This window comes from Myxococcus llanfairpwllgwyngyllgogerychwyrndrobwllllantysiliogogogochensis (genome assembly GCF_006636215.1).
GTDB classification, from domain to species: domain Bacteria; phylum Myxococcota; class Myxococcia; order Myxococcales; family Myxococcaceae; genus Myxococcus; species Myxococcus llanfairpwllgwyngyllgogerychwyrndrobwllllantysiliogogogochensis.
Genome location: NZ_VIFM01000243.1, coordinates 1 through 16267 on the forward strand (window position 1 = coordinate 1; position 16267 = coordinate 16267).

General features: G+C 69.3%; 13 protein-coding genes. 5 read left to right on the forward strand and 8 right to left on the reverse strand.

All coding sequences use genetic code 11. The features are described from left to right. From FJV41_RS38555 to FJV41_RS38570, 4 genes are all read left to right on the forward strand, one after another. On the forward strand, positions 1 to 2550 hold a 2550-nt coding region (locus FJV41_RS38555; protein WP_181791224.1), incomplete at its 5' end, for a BamA/TamA family outer membrane protein. Between the two features lie 5 nt (positions 2551 to 2555). Next, on the forward strand, positions 2556 to 3161 hold the full coding sequence (locus FJV41_RS38560; protein ID WP_141647612.1) for a hypothetical protein: 606 nt from the start codon (positions 2556 to 2558) through the stop codon (positions 3159 to 3161). Between the two features lie 179 nt (positions 3162 to 3340). Beyond that, positions 3341 to 3667: a hypothetical protein gene (locus tag FJV41_RS52655; RefSeq protein ID WP_181791226.1), complete on the forward strand. Its 327-nt coding sequence runs from the start codon at positions 3341 to 3343 to the stop codon at positions 3665 to 3667. A 93-nt stretch (positions 3668 to 3760) separates the two neighbouring features. Beyond that, positions 3761 to 5374: a glycine--tRNA ligase gene (locus tag FJV41_RS38570; RefSeq protein WP_141647613.1), complete on the forward strand. Its 1614-nt coding sequence runs from the start codon at positions 3761 to 3763 to the stop codon at positions 5372 to 5374. 31 nt (positions 5375 to 5405) lie between these two features. Here the strand turns inward: FJV41_RS38570 and FJV41_RS38575 are convergent, their stop codons facing one another. Next, positions 5406 to 6419 carry an NADP-dependent oxidoreductase gene (locus FJV41_RS38575; protein ID WP_141647614.1) on the reverse strand — a complete coding sequence of 338 codons (1014 nt, stop codon included), beginning with the start codon at positions 6417 to 6419 and terminating at the stop codon, positions 5406 to 5408. 87 nt (positions 6420 to 6506) lie between these two features. On the opposite strand from FJV41_RS38575, the gene FJV41_RS38580 reads away from it, so the two are divergent. Further along, on the forward strand, positions 6507 to 7673 hold the full coding sequence (locus FJV41_RS38580; RefSeq protein WP_141647615.1) for an acyl-CoA dehydrogenase family protein: 1167 nt from the start codon (positions 6507 to 6509) through the stop codon (positions 7671 to 7673). A 75-nt stretch (positions 7674 to 7748) separates the two neighbouring features. Here the strand turns inward: FJV41_RS38580 and FJV41_RS38585 are convergent, their stop codons facing one another. The 7 genes from FJV41_RS38585 to speD all read right to left on the reverse strand — a co-directional run bounded on the left by FJV41_RS38585 (position 7749) and on the right by speD (position 16067). Then, entirely contained in the window at positions 7749 to 10106 is a 2358-nt protein-coding gene (locus tag FJV41_RS38585; protein ID WP_141647616.1) for an arylsulfatase, read from the reverse strand. 188 nt (positions 10107 to 10294) lie between these two features. Then, the gene (locus FJV41_RS38590; RefSeq protein ID WP_181791228.1) at positions 10295 to 11926 is read right to left on the reverse strand and encodes an FAD-dependent oxidoreductase; all 1632 of its coding nucleotides are present in this window, start codon (positions 11924 to 11926) and stop codon (positions 10295 to 10297) included. After that, a complete protein-coding gene (locus tag FJV41_RS38595) occupies positions 11917 to 13413 on the reverse strand; it encodes a polyamine aminopropyltransferase (protein WP_141647618.1) in 1497 nt (498 codons plus the stop codon). The genes FJV41_RS38590 and FJV41_RS38595 overlap by 10 nt, the downstream gene beginning before the upstream one ends. A gap of 41 nt (positions 13414 to 13454) precedes the next feature. After that, positions 13455 to 13682 (reverse strand): DUF350 domain-containing protein, encoded by a 228-nt coding sequence (locus tag FJV41_RS38600; RefSeq protein ID WP_141647619.1) that lies wholly within the window; start codon positions 13680 to 13682, stop codon positions 13455 to 13457. Then, the gene (locus FJV41_RS52660) at positions 13682 to 13843 is read right to left on the reverse strand and encodes a hypothetical protein (protein ID WP_174454657.1); all 162 of its coding nucleotides are present in this window, start codon (positions 13841 to 13843) and stop codon (positions 13682 to 13684) included. The genes FJV41_RS38600 and FJV41_RS52660 overlap by 1 nt, the downstream gene beginning before the upstream one ends. Positions 13844 to 13872: 29 nt before the next feature. Continuing rightward, on the reverse strand, positions 13873 to 15771 hold the full coding sequence (locus tag FJV41_RS38605; RefSeq protein ID WP_141647620.1) for a DUF4178 domain-containing protein: 1899 nt from the start codon (positions 15769 to 15771) through the stop codon (positions 13873 to 13875). Beyond that, positions 15768 to 16067, reverse strand: a complete 300-nt coding sequence (gene speD, locus FJV41_RS38610; protein WP_246137686.1) for an S-adenosylmethionine decarboxylase — start codon at positions 16065 to 16067, stop codon at positions 15768 to 15770. The genes FJV41_RS38605 and speD overlap by 4 nt, the downstream gene beginning before the upstream one ends. Positions 16068 to 16267 lie beyond the last annotated feature (200 nt).

A 16267-nucleotide genomic window follows, 5' to 3' on the forward strand; every position in this document is an offset into this window, starting at 1 on the left:
CCCGTGGCTCCCGTGGCCCCCGCCGAGGAGGAGCACGGCCTGCCCCTTCCGCTCCCCCAGGGCACGAAGACCTCGCCCGCGCGCGAGGAGGACGCACGGGACGAGACTCGCAACAAGCGGTCGGAGCGCTGGCGGAGCGAGGAGGAGGAAGACTCGCGAGCCGAAGCCCGGAACGAGCGGGCGGCGAGTCGGCGCGAAGAGGACGCTCGGACCGAGGCTCGCAACGAGCAGGCGGCGGACGAGCGCGAGGAGGAGGAAGAGGACGCCCGGGCAGCGGCTCGAACGGAGTCGCGCAACGAGCGGGCAGCGGACCGGCGCGAGCGCGAGCGCAGGCGCGAGAAGGAGAAGTGCGACGAGGACTACCTCGACGAAGAGGTGGAAGACCTCGCCATCCTCCATCCGCTGGAGCTCAACGTGGATGGCCGCGCGCTCACGCCGGAGCGCGTCGAACTGCATGGCCTCAAGCGGCTGACGGAGGACCAGGTGCGCGCCTTCATCGGCTCGCCGTCCACCGAGCCTGGCGCGCCCCTTCAGACCCGCGACCTCCAGCGGATGCTGCGCCGCCTGGCGCACACCGGCCTGTTCGCCCGTGTCGAGCCGCGCCTGCGTCTCCCCGAGCAGGGGCCCGTCGTCCTGGAAGTGCATCTGGAAGAGAACCCCATCGTCACGTCGGTGGAGGTGGAGGGACTCCAGGACCTGCGGCACACCGAAATCCTCGAAGAGGTCTTCCGTCTGCCGCGCCGCTTCCCCGACGAGGACGAAGACGAGGATGAGGAGTTCACCGCCACCCTGCGCGTGAATGGCGCGCGTGGGACGCTGACCGTCGTCAGCACTCCGTGCCCGCCGCAGCGTCCGCCTCGTGAGTGGCTGGCCCGGATGGAGCGCGAGGAGTACCGCCCCGGTCTCGTCCTCGGAGGGGTGTCGGCCGCGCTGCAACGCGCGCTGCGAGACTTGCGCGGCGACGGCTACATGCTCGCGAGCCTGTCCGGCACGCTGACACCGAAGGGCCAGCTCACCATCATCGTGGACGAGGGCCGCCTGGAGGACGTGGACGTGGTGGGCGTGGACGGCCCCATCGCGGACCGGGTGCGCGAGTCGCTGGACCTGAAGGCCGGAGACGTCTTCCTTCGCAGCGACGCGCGCCGCGCCATGGAGCGACTGGAGTCGCGCCTGCCCTTCCTGCAAGCGTCGAGCGTGGACACGGACTCCGACGAAGCCGCGCGCCGACGCGACGCGCGCATCGTCGAGGAGCGCGCGGCCGACGGCGTGCGCCACTACCGGACGGAGGAGCAGAAGCGCGGGGAGCGCCGTCGCCGTGAGCAGGTCGAGTTCGACCTGAGCTGGGGCGAGCTGTTCGAGTCCTGGCGGCATGGCCACGATGGCGAGGGAATCACGCTGGAGGGACGGCGCCTCGTGGTGCACGTGCGCACGCGTCGGCCGGACCTGGACCTGGACCTGCTGCCCATCCACACGCAGGTGACGGGGTTCGCTCCGGGCCTGGCGGGCTCGCTGCGCATCTGGGATTCGAAGGACCGCCTCCACACCACGCTGGACGCCGCCGCCTTCATCCCCCTTCGCTGGGGTGGGCAGCGCCTGCCGGATGACCCCGAGGGCACGAAGCGGCAGCGCGAACTCAACCTGCTGGGCGGAGCGCGCGTGGAGGTTCCGGCGGTGGGGCTCGCGGAGCTGGGCGGGCAGGCGTACGACTTCACGGACACGCTGGACCGGTGGCGGATGAGCGACATCGACTCGTCCATCTATTCGGCCCTCATCAACCGGCCGGACCGCGACTACTTCCGCCGCAAGGGCGTGGCGGCGTTCGCGACCTTCCGCTGGTCCGAGGACTGGCTCGCCGGCGTCGAGTACCGCTCCGACCGCTACGAGACGCTGCGCAGCTTCACCCCGCCGCTCTCGCTGTTCCGCCGCGACTCGCCTCCCTTCCCCAACGCACCGGTGGACGAGGGCCGCTTCCAGTCCGTCATCGCCCGGCTGGAGTACGCCAGCGGCAGCCCTCGCAACGCGAAGGTGGGCTCGCTGTTCCGCACGCCGGAGACGCCCCTCTTCCACGTGGACAAGGACTGGGGACGCAGCCCGTTCCTGCATGGGTTCGTCACGCTGGAGGTGGGCGAGGGTCCCGCCGCGACGGGTCCGGACGAGCGCTTCTGGAAGCTCCTGGGCGACGTGACGATGGTGGTGCCCACGGGCTGGGAGACGGGCCTGCGGCTGCGGCTGCGCGGCGCGGGCGGCGACAACCTCCCCGAGCAGAAGCGTGAGGCGCTGGGTGGCTGGAGCGCGCTGCGAGGCTTTGGCTTCAAGGAGTTCAAGGGCGACGTGTCGGTGCTGGGGACGGCCGAGTACCGGTGGCATTCCTTCGGCGTCTTCGCGGACCTGGGCACGGTGCGCGGTGCCGGTGAGTGGCAGGACGCGCGGCTGGGCGTCGGTGGCACGTTCCACTTCAGCGACGACGTGCGCGTGGATGTCGCGTGGCGCACGGACGAGAAGGCCACGGCCACGCCCGAGGCCCGCCTGTTCTTCGTGCGGACTTTCTGAGGCCCATGAAACGAATGGGGACACGGACAAGACGCACGCTCGGCGCGGCCCTGGTGGCCGCGGCGGCACTGTTCGCGCCCGGGGCCTGGGCGGAGGAACCGCGCGTCACCTGCACCGCCACCCTCTCCGGGCGGCGCGTGCTGGCCCGCTCGGAGGCCTTCTCCTTCCTCTCGGCGGAGCTGGACCGGCTGGTGCGGCTGGGCATGGCGGGGAAGCTGGAGGTGGAGCTGACGCTGTGGAAGCGCCGCGCGCTCTGGTTCAACACCCGGGTGGACGGCGCCAGGCTCACCCAGGTGATTGCCTTCACCCGTGAGGGCTACATGCTGGATGGAAGGCCGCTCCCGGAAGGGCCCGCCACGCTGGAGCTGGACCGCGTTGCCTGGACGCTGGAGGCGCGCCCCGAGGACGGTGAGCGCCTCATCGTCCAGGTGGAGGTGAAGCTGAATGTGGTGACGGCGGCCAGTCTGGGGCGCATGGCCTCCTGGCTCTCGCGGACGGAGGGGACGGGAGCAACAGACCGCTCCACCCTGACAGGCACGCTGCTGCGCACCGTGGCGGAGGACCTCTCCCAAAAGGCCTCGGGACGCTGCGACGTCGCGCCGCCGACTTGAGCGGGGAAGGCTCGGACGAAGCACGGTCCGACTGAAGCACCGACGCGGCCCTTGCATCGACGAGGTCCGCGTCCTCGGTGGCCGGCTCCAGCCCGAGTCACGTCACAGCCCTGCTCGCGACTCGCGGGCTTCACGATTCACGGAGTGCCCGGCCGCGCGCCGAGGCCAGGAGGACCGTCATGCGTTACTGGATGCTCCCACTGCTCATCCTGCTCACCTCGTGTGGATTGGACCTGGCACCGCTCGCGCGCACGGTGCATGTCTTCGTGCCCGAGGACGAGGATGCACACGTCCCCGTCCTCTATCTGGAGAAGGGCCATGCCCTCTTCTTCCCCGATGGAGTGGGCGGGGGTGCGAGCCCCGTGGAGCCCCGGCCCAGCGAGCTGGTCGCCCTGGGACAGCGAAGGGACATCGTCATCATCGCGGTGGACACCGAGCCCCTGCTCCACCAGGAGGCGCTCCCCGACGGGCGCATGCGCTACATCACCCACCTGGGAGGCCCCTGAGCCCAGCCCCTGGTGACACCGCGGGGTGACGGTTACCCGCCATGACCGGTGTAGGCTCGGACGCCTCGCTGTTCACGAAGGAGCCACACACCGATGGCCGCGCAGACGATGGAGCAGCTCGTTTCCCTGTGTAAGCGCCGGGGCTTCATCTTCCCGGGGTCCGCCATCTATGGAGGCCTTCAGGGTACGTACGACTACGGTCCGCTGGGCGTCGAGCTGAAGAACAACCTGAAGCTGGCCTGGTGGCGCGCCAATGTCTGGGAGCGTGAGGACATGGAGGGCATCGACGCCGCCATCCTCATGAACAAGCTCACGTGGCGCTACTCGGGGCACGAAGAGACCTTCGTGGACCCGATGGTCGACTGCAAGAGCTGCAAGATGCGCTGGCGCGCGGACCAGATCGCCGGCAAGTGTCCGAACTGTGCCTCCACCGAGCTGACCGAGCCCCGCCCGTTCAACCTGATGTTCAAGACACAGGTCGGACCGGTGCCAGACCCCGAGTCGTTCTCGTACCTGCGCCCCGAGACGGCGCAGGGCATCTTCGTCAACTTCAAGCACGTGCTGGATTCGACCTCCCGCAAGCTCCCGTTCGGCGTCGCGCAGATAGGCAAGGCGTTCCGCAACGAAATCACCCCGCGCAACTTCATCTTCCGGGTGCGGGAGTTCGAGCAGATGGAGGTCGAGTTCTTCGTGAAGCCCGGCGAGGACGAGGCCTGGCACCAGAAGTGGGTCGAGGACCGCATCAACTGGTGGATTTCCGTCGGTCTCTCCCGCGAGAACCTGGTGCCGTACCACCAGAAGCCGGACGAGCTCGCGCACTACGCCAAGGCCACCGTCGACCTGCTCTACCGCTTCCCTCATGGGCTGGAGGAGCTCGAAGGTATCGCCAACCGCACCGACTATGACCTGGGCTCACACAGCAAGGACCAGGGCTCGCTCGGCTTGAAGGCGCGCGTGTCCCCCAACGGCCACAGCACCGAGAAGCTCACGTACTTCGACCCCGAGACGAAGCAGCACGTGGTGCCGTTCGTCATCGAGCCGTCCGCGGGCGTCGACCGTGGCGTGCTCGCGGTGCTGAGCGAGGCGTATGCCGAGGAGCAGGTGAAGCCCGCTCCGGCGGAGCGCCTGAAGCCCGTCGAGGAGGCGCTCGGCGCCTTCCTCAAGTCCGTCGGTCGCAACGAGAAGCTCCCGGTGGAGGCGAAGAACGCCCTCCTCGCCGAGGGTGAGCGAATCGCCGGCGCGCTCGGTGAGCGGCTCGCGTCCATGACCGGGCTGCTCTCCATGCCGGGCGCGGAGAGCATCGAGGTCGCGAAGAAGCTCCGCGGGCAGGTGGACCCCGTCGTCGACGAGTTCTACCGGACGGTGCTGCACTTCAAGCCGCGCCTGGCGCCCATCAAGGTGGCGGTGCTCCCGCTGAAGAAGAACCATCCGGGCATCGTGGGCGTGGCCAAGGGCATCCGTCGCCAGTTGCAGTCCTCGGGCTCGATGCGGGTCGTCTACGACGACACTGGCGCCATCGGAAAGCTGTACCGCCGCCAGGACGAGATTGGCACCCCCTTCTGCGTCACGGTCGACTTCGACACGCTTGGAGATGGCGAGTCCGCTTCCTCGAAGGACACCGTGACGGTGCGCCACCGCGACTCGATGACCCAGGAGCGCGTGGCCATCTCCGAGCTTGAGGCCTACCTGCGCGAGAAGATGGCCTGAACGATGTTCCCGGGTGAGGCCTGCAACGGCCTCACCCCACCTTCACCACCGCGCGGCCGAAGTTCTCGCCTCGGAACAGGCCGGCGAACACGGCGGGCGCGGACTCCAGTCCCTCCACGATGTGCTCGCGGTGACGGAGCGAGCCGTCCTGGAGCCACGCACGCAGCGCCGCCCGCGCCTCACCGAAGCGCGCGGCGTAGTCGAACACCACGAAGCCCTCCATGCGCAGCCGCTGGATGATGAGGAACGGCGTGTTCTTCAACCCCGCGCGAGCCTCCGGCGGAACGCCGTAGTCCGCGACGAGCCCCGACACCACCACGCGGCCCTTCAGCGCCATGCACGTGAGCGCCGCGTCCAGCGTGGAGCCGCCCACGTTGTCCAGGTACACACCCACGCCCTGGGGACACTCCCGTCGGATGGCGGCGGCCAGGTCCTTCTCCGCGCGGTAGTCGAGGCAGGCGTCGAAGCCCAGCGCCTCCACCACCCAGCGACACTTCTCCGGGCCGCCCGCGATGCCCACCACGCGAGCGCCCTGACGCTTCGCGATTTGTCCCGAGATGGAGCCCACCGCGCCCGCGGCCGAGGACACCAGCACCGTCTCCCCAGCCTGGGGACGCCCCAGCTCCAGGATGCCGAAGTACGCCGTCAGCCCGGGAATGCCGAGCACGCCCAGCTCCGCCGAGGCGGACTCCGGTCCAGGGTCCACCTTGCGCAGTCCCCGCGCGCTCACCACCGCGTGCTCCCGCCAGCCCCAGCCTCCCACCACCACGTCGCCCACGGCGTAGCGCGTGTCACGGGACGCCAGCACCTCGCCCACCGTCGCGCTCCCGATGACCTCACCCAATTCGAGGGCCGGAGCGTACGAGTCCACGCCCCCCAACCGGGCCAGCGTGCCCGGGTCCACGGACGCGAACAGCGTCCTCACCCGCAGCTCTCCGTCCCGAGGCTCGCCCACTTCCACGCGCTCCACGCGGAAGTGCTCCGGCTCGGGCAGTCCGGGGATGTGGCGCGCGAGGACGACTTGACGGCTCGGGAGGGTGCTCATCGGCGGCTCCGGGTTCGAGGCGCCCCACCATCTTCCTTCCACCTCCCCGCTGGCAACCAGGAGTCAGGACTTCCTAGGCTGTCGGCCATGACGAGTTCCTTCCCTCTCCCCGCCCATCCCCTGCTCGCCACCGCCGTGGAGCTCGCGCCGCGCCTGTCCGCGCGCTCCGCCGAAATCGAGACCGCGCGCCGGCTGCCCGAGGACCTCGTCGCGGAGCTGAATCGCGCCGGCATCTTCCGGATGATGATTCCGGAGACGTACGGCGGGCTGGAGCTCCACCCCGCGCTCTCCTTCCAGGTCATCGAAGCCCTCTCGCGCGCGGACGGCGCCACCGGCTGGTGCGCGATGATTGGCTCCGCCACCGCGCTGACGGCGGCGTGGCTCCCGGAGCCCGTGGGCCGCGCCATCTTCTCCGCGCCGGACGTCATCACCGGAGGCGTGGCCGCGCCCCTGGGCCGCGCCGAGCGTGTCGAGGGTGGCCACCGGCTCACCGGCCGCTGGGCCTGGGCCAGCGGAAGCCAGCACTGTCACTGGCTCGTGGGCGGCGCGCTCGTCACGGAGGGCGGCAAGCCGCGCATGGTGCGCGAGGGCGTGCCGGAGACGCGCCTGTTCTTCCTCCCCGCCAGGGACGTCACGCTCCATGACACGTGGTTCGCCTCCGGCCTGTGCGGCACCGGCAGCGGCGACATGGAGGTGAAGGACCTCTTCGTCCCGGACGACCACGGCTTCTCGTTCTTCGCGCCGCCCCACGTCGCGCGCCCGCTGTATGGCTTTCCCTTCGGCCTCTTGGGCCTGGGCATCCCCGCCGTGGCCCTGGGCATCGCCCGGCGCGCCATCGATGAGCTGACCACGCTGGCCCGACAGAAGACGGTGGTGGTGGAGCGCAGGCTGCTGGCCGCGCGGCCCGCCGTGCAGGAGGCCGTCGCCGAAGCGGAGGCCGAGGTGCGCGCGTCCCGAGCCTTCGTGCTGGAGACGATTCACGCCCTCCATGACGAAGCCACCCGAGGTCCCGTCTCCGTGCGCGGCAGGGCGGACCTGCGCCTGGCCATGACACATGCCACGCGAAGCTCCGCGCGCGCGGTGGACCGCATGTACGAGGCCGCGGGCGGCCCCGCCGTGTTCCACACCAGCGCGCTCCAGCGCTGCTTCCGCGACGTCCACACCCTCACCCAGCACGCCATGGTGGCCCGGCCCACGCTGGAGCTCACCGGCGGAATCCTGCTGGGCTTCGACCCGCCCACCCCGGTGCTCTGAAGAAAAGAGGGCCCGGCCTCCCTGAAGCGCTGGGAAGAGGCCGGGCCCCATCAGGCGACGACGTGTCGCCTCCCCCTACTGCCGAGCCATCACCGTCTTGCGCTCCTTCTGCTCGTCGTGGAGGTGCTCACCGGATACGTCCACGACCACCTCGCGCAACGTGCCGCCCCGGAACGTGAAGGGTGGGCGGTACATCGTGCTCACCGACGAGTTGTCATCCCGCCCGCACGTCAGGCCCTCGCCCAGGCTGATGAGCAGCGGCATCGTCGAGGAGATGTCGCTCTGGGCGACCAGGTCCCCGTCGATGAAGAGCTTGCCGCGTCCCGGAGCGCCCTTGCCGGCGTCGAGGTCCGGCTCACCCGTGGGCTCGAACTCGAAGCGCAGCTCCGTGCGGCCGGCGGGTATCTCCATCGCCGACTCGATGTGGAACTCCCGCTCGCCCACGAAGTTGTAGACGTAGTGCAGCTTCCGGTCCTGGATGAAGAAGGTGTAGCCGCCCGTAATCCCGCCGTGGCTGAGCAGCACGCCCTCCGCGTCTCCATCCACGTCCACCTTCGCGGTGATGGAGTGCGGCCGGTTGAGCACATGCACCGCCACGTTCTCCGGCGCGGGTGAGGTGTGCGGCCGGTAGACGTAGCGCTTGCGGTCCTTGGTGATTTGCGGACGCTCCGCGGCGAACACCGCCCGGTCCAGCGCCGCGAGCGGGAGGACCTTGTAGCGGCCCGCCTCCACGTACCAGAGGGCAATCATCTCGATGAGCTTGCCCCGCTCTTCTTGCGCGAGGTTCTTCGTCTCCGAGCAGTCCTCCGCCACGTGGTACAGCTCCCACCCCTCCGCGTCGAGCTTGCGCAGCCGCTCCTCGGTGATGGCCGACTCGCCGAACGCCTCGCCCGCCTCCGTGAAGGACGGCCCGGGGAAGGGGCACACCGCCCGCCAGCCGTCATGGTAGATGGCGCGGCTGGTGAACATCTCGAAGTACTGCGTGTGGTGGTGGCTCTCCGCGCGCGCGTCGTCGAAGGAGTGGCGGAAGCTGACACCCTCGATGGGCGACTGCGTGACACCCCGGATGTCCTGGGGCGGCTCCACGCCCAGGCAGTCCAGCACCGTGGGCACCATGTCGATGGCGTGGCAGTACTGCGTGCGGACCTCGCCCCGCGCGCGGATGCCCTTGGGCCAGTGGACGATGAACGGGTCCGTCGTGCCGCCCCGGTACACCTCGCGCTTCCACCGGCGGAACGGCGTATCCCCGGCCCACGCCCAGCCCCACGAGTAGTGATTGAAGTACTTGGGCCCACCCAGGTCGTCCATGGCCGCGATGTTCTGCTCCAGCGACTCCGGCGTGTTGTTGAAGAACTTCAGCTCGTTGACGGAGCCATGGGGCCCGCCCTCGGCGCTCGCGCCGTTGTCGGAGATGACCATGATGAGCGTGTTGTCCAGCTCACCGCTCTCCTCCAGGGACTTCAGCAACCGGCCGATGTGGTGGTCCGTGTGCTCCAGGTAGCCCGCGAAGACCTCCATCATCCGCGCGTAGAGGCGCTTCTCCTCGGGCGGAAGGCTGTCCCACTCCGCCACGTCCGGGTCATGTCGGGACAGCTTCGTCCCGGGAGGAATGACGCCGAGCTTGAGCTGACGCTGGAACACCTTCTTGCGGAACTCGTCCCAGCCGTCGTCGAACTGGCCCTTGTACTTGTCCACCCACTCCTTGGGGACGTGATGCGGGGCGTGCATCGCGCCCGTGCAGAAGTACATGAAGAACGGCTTGTCCGGCGCCACCTGCTTGGAGTCCGCGATGAAGTCCACGGCGCGGTCCACCAGGTCCTCGGTGAGGTGGTAGCCCTCCTCGGGAGTCTTGTGTGGCAGCACCGGGTGGTTGTCGTGGACGAGGTCCGGGTAGTACTGGTGCGTGTCGCCGCCGAGGAAGCCGTAGAACCGCTCGAAGCCCCGACCCAGCGGCCAGCGGTCATAGGGCCCCGCCGCGCTCGTCTGCTCCGTGGGCGTCAGGTGCCACTTGCCCACCGCATACGTGTTGTAACCCTGCTTCGACAGCATCTCCGAGAGGAAGCCGTTCTCGAAGGGGATGGTGCCGTTGTAGCCCGGGTAGCCGAGGGAGACCTCGGTGATGGTGGCCATGCCGTTGGAGTGGTGGTTGCGGCCGGTGAGGATGCACGAGCGCGTGGGCGAGCACAGCGCGGTGGTGTGCATGTTGCTGTAGAGCAGGCCGCCCTTCGCCAGCTTGTCCAGGTTCGGCGTGCGGATGGGCGAGCCATAGCAGCCCAGGTGCCCGAAGCCCGTGTCGTCCAGGACGATGAAGAGGACGTTGGGTGCGCCCGCCTTCGCGCGCAGCGGTTGGGGCCACGCCGGAGACGACTGCTCCCATGTCCGGCCGATGGTGCCAGGGAAGGTGCTGCCGGGTTTGTATTCCTTGAGCGACATGGTGTGCCTCCGCGAAGTCGTGCTCCTGGGGCCACCGTCGCGCGTCCTCGGATGTTCCAGACGGACACGTCCCGACCCCGAGGGTCAGAAATGGGCACACCCCCGGACACTGACCGCTGCCCCCGGGACGGACCCGAGCAGGCAAGGCCCGGCCCGCCAGCCCCTGGCACCTCGCGGATGGAGGGAGGCTAGAGCCAGCTCGCGGAAGCCTGCCCCAGCTCTGTCAGGACGCGCTCCGCGGCCTTCACTCCGAACCAGTTGGCTTCCTCGAAGAGGGCCAGCCCACCCAGGTCCGTGTGCGCGAAGTGTAGATGGCGCCCCACGCTCTCCTGCGCGGCCCGGCGCTCCGGTCCCCACATGAAGCCCGGCGTCGGCCGCACCATGGCGTGGCCCCAGCGCTGCACCTCCAGGCGCTGCGCCTGCTGGGCGATGCCCGGGTGCGCGGGCCGCATGTCCGCCATGACGAGCGCTTCCCAGTCCGTGTAGCTGGCGGAGAGCGCCTTGGTGCGCTCGGCCTTCACGTCCGCGCCGGCCATGGGCAGGTACCACGTGAGCACCGTGGGGCCGTTCTCGTCCTGGCGCAGGCGCTGATGCGTGGCCACCACGTAGCCCAGGCTGTTGCTCTCCTGGAACACGTTGTCCCAGGCCAGCGGGAAGCCTCTCGACACCGGCGGCGACGACAGCGTCAGGTTCGCCACCACCCACGGCGCGTAGGTGAAGGCATCCAACCATGCCGGCCGCGCTGTCCGCCACGGCGCCACCAGGTGCGCCGCGAGGAAGCGCGGGCACGCGAGCACCACCTGTCGCGCCTGGAAGGAGCGAGGCTTGCCCGTGCGAGCATCCAGCGCGTCCACCCGGCAGCCCTGCTCGCCCGGCTCCACCGTGTGCACCAGCACGTCGCGCTCCACCGCGCGGGGAGGCAACGCGGAGAGCAGTTGGTGCACCAGCCGGCCATTGCCCTCGGGCCAGCTCAGGAAGCCCTCGCTGCGCTCGCCCTGCCCGTCCTGGCGCGCGGCGAAGTACCAGATGCCGGCCCACGCGGAGATGTGCTCGGACGTGGCGCCGTAGTCGTCGCGGCACGCGTAGTCCACCAGCCACTTCAGCCGCGTGGAGCGGAAGCCCTCGCGCGCAAGCCAGGCCGCCATGCTCAGCGTGTCCAGCGCCGTCCACTCGGCGTCGTCGCTGGAGCGCGCCGTCGGCACCGCGAACGCCTTGCGTCCCTTCGCGTCCCGGGCGGCGGCGAAGGCATTCATCCGCGCATCGAAGCGCTCCAGCTCCGCCAGGTCCTCCGCCGTCGCGCCCACGCGCAGGTAGAGCCCGTCGTACCAGTGGCCCCGGTAGAAGTGGCGTTCCTCCGGTTCCTGGATGAGCAGCGTCTCCTCGAAGGTCGGCAGGCCCTGCGCGTCCACGCCGGACACCGCGCCCATCTCACGAAGCAGCCGCACCACCGGGCCCCTGTCCTCCAGCGGCGCCGGCAGGTAGTGCGCGCCCCAGGGGAAGGCCGATACGGAGTTGCGCCCCGAGCGCGACGTGCCCCCGGCCTCCGACTCCAGCTCCACCACGCGCACGTCCCTCACGCCCGCGCCCGCCAGCCGCCACGCGGCGGACAGGCCCGCCACGCCCGCGCCCACCACCAGCACGTCCACCGTTTCGAGCGTCTCCGCGCGAGGCAGCGGCCCGCCACGCAACCGGTGCCCCACCTCCACCGCGCGGTCGACGACAGCGCCCGGAATGGGGGCACGGGGCTGCTCGCGCTTGCACCCGCTCGCCACCGCCGAGCCGAGGAACGCGGCGACCAGCTCTCGCCGCGTCAGTTCCACCGCCGCCACTCCTCCTCGTAGTAGTGCACCAGCACCTGGTTGTTCAGCCGGTTCACCTCCACGGGCAGGGGGCTCATGTCCGGAGGGAACAGCGTCAGCGACTCCAGCGTGGGCAGGTCCAGGAAGCGCAGGCCCTCCGGCAGCGGCCGGTGGTGGCCGGGGGCCTCGTGGGACACCAGCACGTAGCCCCACTCGCCGAACGAGGGCACCAGCGCGTGGTACGGCTGCGTCCAGAAGCCCGCGGCCTTCAGCGTCGTCTCCACGCACCAGAAGGAGCGCCGGGCGAACAGGGGGCTGGTGCTCTGCACCACCGCCACCCCGTCCTGCGCCACCCGCTTCTTCAGGAGCTTGTAGAAGCCCGTGGTGTACAGCTTGCCCAGCGCGAAGTTGTTCGGGTCCGGGAAGTCCACAATCACCACGTCGTAGCGCTGGTCTCCCTCCATCAGGAACTGCATGGCGTCCGCGTTGACGACGCGCATGCGCGCATCCGTCAACGCGTTCCCGTTGAGCTTCGCCAGCTCGCCGTAGCCCATGGCCAGGCCGGTAATCGCCGGGTCCAGGTCCACCAGCGTGACGGAGCGGACCTCCGGGTAGCGCAGCACCTCGCGCGCGGCGAGCCCGTCTCCACCGCCCAGGATGAGCACGTGCTCGATTCTTCCCGCGCGCACCATGGCCGGATGCACGAGGGACTCGTGGTAGCGGTACTCGTCCACGCTGGCGAACTGGAGGTTGCCGTTGAGGAACAGCGAGAAGCCCCGCTTGCCGCGCGTGAGGATGATGCGCTGGTAGGGGGAGCTGGACGCGTGCACCACGTCGTCCGCGTAGAGCTGGTCCTCGTAGAACGTCGTGAGCCGGTCTCCGAGCACGAAGCCCACCACCAGCAGCACCGTGAGCAGCACCGCCTTGACGCGCAGGCGCAGCGGATTGCCCAACAGCGGCGCGAGCAGCCACGTGCTCCACAGGCCCACCGCCGCGTTCAGGATGCCGAACAGGAGCGAGGTGCGCACCAGCCCCAGCTTCGGCACCAGGAGCAGCGGGAAGGCGACGCTGGCGGCGAGCGCGCCCAGGTAGTCGAGCGACAGCACCTGGCTGACCAGGTCCTTGAACTTGAGCTGGTCCTTGAGGATGCGCAGCAGGAGGGGAATCTCCAGCCCCACCAGCGTGCCGATGATGATGACGCTGCCGTACAGCGCCACCTGGAACAGGTCCGTCAGCGTGAAGGTGAGGAACAGCACCGGCGCGCACAGCCCGCCCAGGAGCGCCACCGCCAGCTCCACCTCCACGAACCGCTGCGCCACCCCCTTGTCGATGTAGCGCGACAGATAGCTGCCGATGCCCATCGCGAAGAGGTAGCCACCGATGACGGTGGAGAACTGGGTAATCGAATCACCCAGCAGGTAGCTGGCGAGCGCCCCGACGACGAGCTCGTAGACGAGCCCGCACGTCGCGATGACGATGACGGTGATGTACAGCAGCGTCTTGTTCACGTCGTCACTTCACTTCTTCTTCGAGCGGGAGTCCCCGCCCCTCAACCACCGATGGCCGCGGCCACGATGATGGACAGGCCGAGGATGAAGGAGCCGATGACGATGCCGACCGCCGTGTTCTGGTCGACCTCCAGCTCCTTGTGCACGTCGAACGGCATGATGAGGCGGATGACGAAGAAGCCCGCCACGAACACCGCCAGGCCAATGAGCGAATAGATGACGCTCGCCAGCACACCCTGCCAGCTCACGACGACGCCGAGTAACAGCATCACTTCCCTCCCTGAAAACCACCGGTCCACAACAGGATGCCACCCGGGCCTCGGCGCACGTTGCCCGGCACACGGTCCCTCTCCTCACTGGTGAAGGGCGACCACCCGGACATCATCATGGCCGTGTAACCCAGCAGCACCAGTCCACCGAACCACTTCATGCCGCGCCTCCGTGTCGTGCCATGCGCGTCTATTCCGTCAGGTTGCTGTCCGCCCACCGGCGCGTCTCGAAGCCGTGGGAGCGGACGAAGGCGAACACCGGCGCCAGCAGCATCAGCACCAGCGCCACGCAGAGCCAGGTGCCATTGGGCGTGTCGTGCACCAGCTTCACACTGTAGTTGCGCACGCTCGGCCGGGGTGACGCGTCGAAGGCCGCCGTGGTGCGCAGCACATACTTGCCCGCCGGAAGCGCGGACAGGTACAGGCTGTCGCTCGGGCTGCCCTCGCTCCAGAAGCCGTCGCTGTCGTTGCCCTGGTAGTAGCTGAGCTCCTGGTAGAAGCTCACCACGTCACCCGTCTCCTGGTTCACCAGGTCGCCCTGCACGCCCATCCAGGCGTTGCTGAGGCCCGCGGCGACCTCCACCTTCATGTTGCCGCGCTTGGTCAGCTCGAAGGGCGCGCTGAACTTCATCGCGGCGGGCGTCCCAGAGGCCGCGTCCGCGGGCACCGTCACGTTCTCCTGGAGCACCACCTCTTCCCTCGAGTTCACGGAGAAGATGCCCGACAGCACCAGCAGCCCCAGCAGCCAGAGGAAGGACCACAGCATGGTGGAGCGCATGCCCGCCGCGTAGGGATTGGGCTGGCTGGGGAGGATGCCGTACGTCGGCCCCACCTCCTTCAGCTTGAACGCCTCCTTCACCACCTCGGGCTGCAGGTACTCGCCATACGTGTACGTCACCTCGTCCTCGGTGGCGTCCACGTTGATGGAGTACGGCGGGGACACGTACTCGGCGGCCTCGGCGTACTCGCCCGCCGTCACCTCCCAGTAGAACTCGCCCTGCACGTTCTCCGTGACGGCGTGGACGTTCTGGAAGGCCTTGTAGCGGCGGCCCTCGAAGTACGCGGACGACAGGGGCGACAGCTCCACGTCACCGGCCGCCAGCGGCTCCAGGAACACCCAGTGGCCGTTGGAGAGCATCAACCAGACGAAGCCCTTGGACTTGTGGAAGAGCAGGTACTCTTCCCACGGGTAGCGCACGCCCTCCACGGTGCAGGAGCGCACCAGGAAGCCGATGCACATCCACTCGGTGTTCTTCAGCGTGCCCTTCGCCCCCAGGGGGATGATGGGCGCGTGGTCCGGCTTCTCCAGGAGCCGCAGGAAGGACAGCTTGCCCTTGCTGACGTCCAGGAGCGCGCCGCAGAACGGGCAGCCCACGCGCAGGGACTTGTCCGGGGCCCGCAGCTCCAGGGGGCCGTTGCACTCGGTGCAGCGCGCCTGCTGGAGGTCCACCTTGCGGCGGGCGCGCGGGCGGAGCTGGTCGACGGGAATCCCGAGCTGCTCCAGCTTGAGGCGCTCGCCGATGAAGACTTCCGGGTCCTTGTTCCGCGTGCCGAAGTCGAGCGTGACGAAGGCGCCCTTGGAGCCGGTGGCGTCGACGTAATAGGAGTCCTGCGTGGGGTCCACGTCGCTGGGGAGCTGCCCCTCGGCGGCCACCACCTTGCCGTGGCCGCGCTCCTCCACCACCCAGACGCGGTTGCGCAGGCGCAGCCGCTCACCGGGGTGCAGGTCCGACAGCGACACGCCCTCTTCCACGCCCGCTTCCAACAGCAGGTGGAAGGCGCCCTCGGACTCGCTCACCCACGCGGTGCGGCCGTCGGAGAACTCCACGTACCATTCGTCCCACGGGCCCGCGCCATGGTCCTTCTGGAGGTGGCCCACGACCTGGAACGCCGTGCGCGCGTAGCGACCCTCCGCGCCCAGTTGGAGCGGCGAGTCAGTGACGACGACGCGGCCAATCTTCCCGTGCGCCTCGAAGTCAGCGCCCTTGCGAGCCACCACCGTCTGGCAGTGGCCACACACCACCACCTGCGCCGAACCGGCGGTGAACTCCACATCCGCGCCGCACGACGGACACCTCCCCTGACTCACGCCATCACCCCCCGCTTCAGCTCCCGCACCTCGCAGGAGGCCGCCTTCAGGTGACGCGCCAACAGCGACTCGAAGTCGGGGCGCGTCCTGGGGCGGCAGCAGTAGACATTGAGCGCGGCGAAGCCATGCTCGGGGAAGGTGTGGATGGCCAGGTGACTCTCCGCAAGCAGCGTCAGTCCGGTGATGCCACCGGGCTCGGGGAATACATGCCACTGCGGCTGGCCCACGACCTTCAAGTCGAGCAGGACGAGGAGCTCCTCGAAGAGCGCCGCCAACGCCGCCGCGTCCTTGAGCAATCCAGGCGAGCAGCCGCTCGCATCAACCAGCCACTCCTGTCCGGTGGTCAGCTTCGAAGTCCTCCCGCCTCTGCAGGACTACTTAGCACGAGAGGCGACGCACGAAAGCCGCTCGCGCCAGGGCCCCGGATGTTGGCGCCGCGCCACCCCTTGCCGGTACGCTTCCGCGTGAAATGACGCAGCGGTCCTCCCCCGAAGTC

Coding starts and splice junctions, on each gene's coding strand:
- FJV41_RS38585 (WP_141647616.1), bottom strand. CDS start 10,106: ATGTCGCTCAAGGAATACAAACCCGGCAGCACCTTCCCTGGCACCATC.
- FJV41_RS38575 (WP_141647614.1), bottom strand. CDS start 6,419: ATGAGCACCCTCCCGAGCCGTCAAGTCGTCCTCGCGCGCCACATCCCC.
- FJV41_RS52660 (WP_174454657.1), bottom strand. CDS start 13,843: ATGAAGTGGTTCGGTGGACTGGTGCTGCTGGGTTACACGGCCATGATG.
- FJV41_RS38600 (WP_141647619.1), bottom strand. CDS start 13,682: ATGCTGTTACTCGGCGTCGTCGTGAGCTGGCAGGGTGTGCTGGCGAGC.
- FJV41_RS38560 (WP_141647612.1), top strand. CDS start 2,556: ATGAAACGAATGGGGACACGGACAAGACGCACGCTCGGCGCGGCCCTG.
- FJV41_RS38580 (WP_141647615.1), top strand. CDS start 6,507: ATGACGAGTTCCTTCCCTCTCCCCGCCCATCCCCTGCTCGCCACCGCC.
- FJV41_RS52655 (WP_181791226.1), top strand. CDS start 3,341: ATGCGTTACTGGATGCTCCCACTGCTCATCCTGCTCACCTCGTGTGGA.
- FJV41_RS38570 (WP_141647613.1), top strand. CDS start 3,761: ATGGCCGCGCAGACGATGGAGCAGCTCGTTTCCCTGTGTAAGCGCCGG.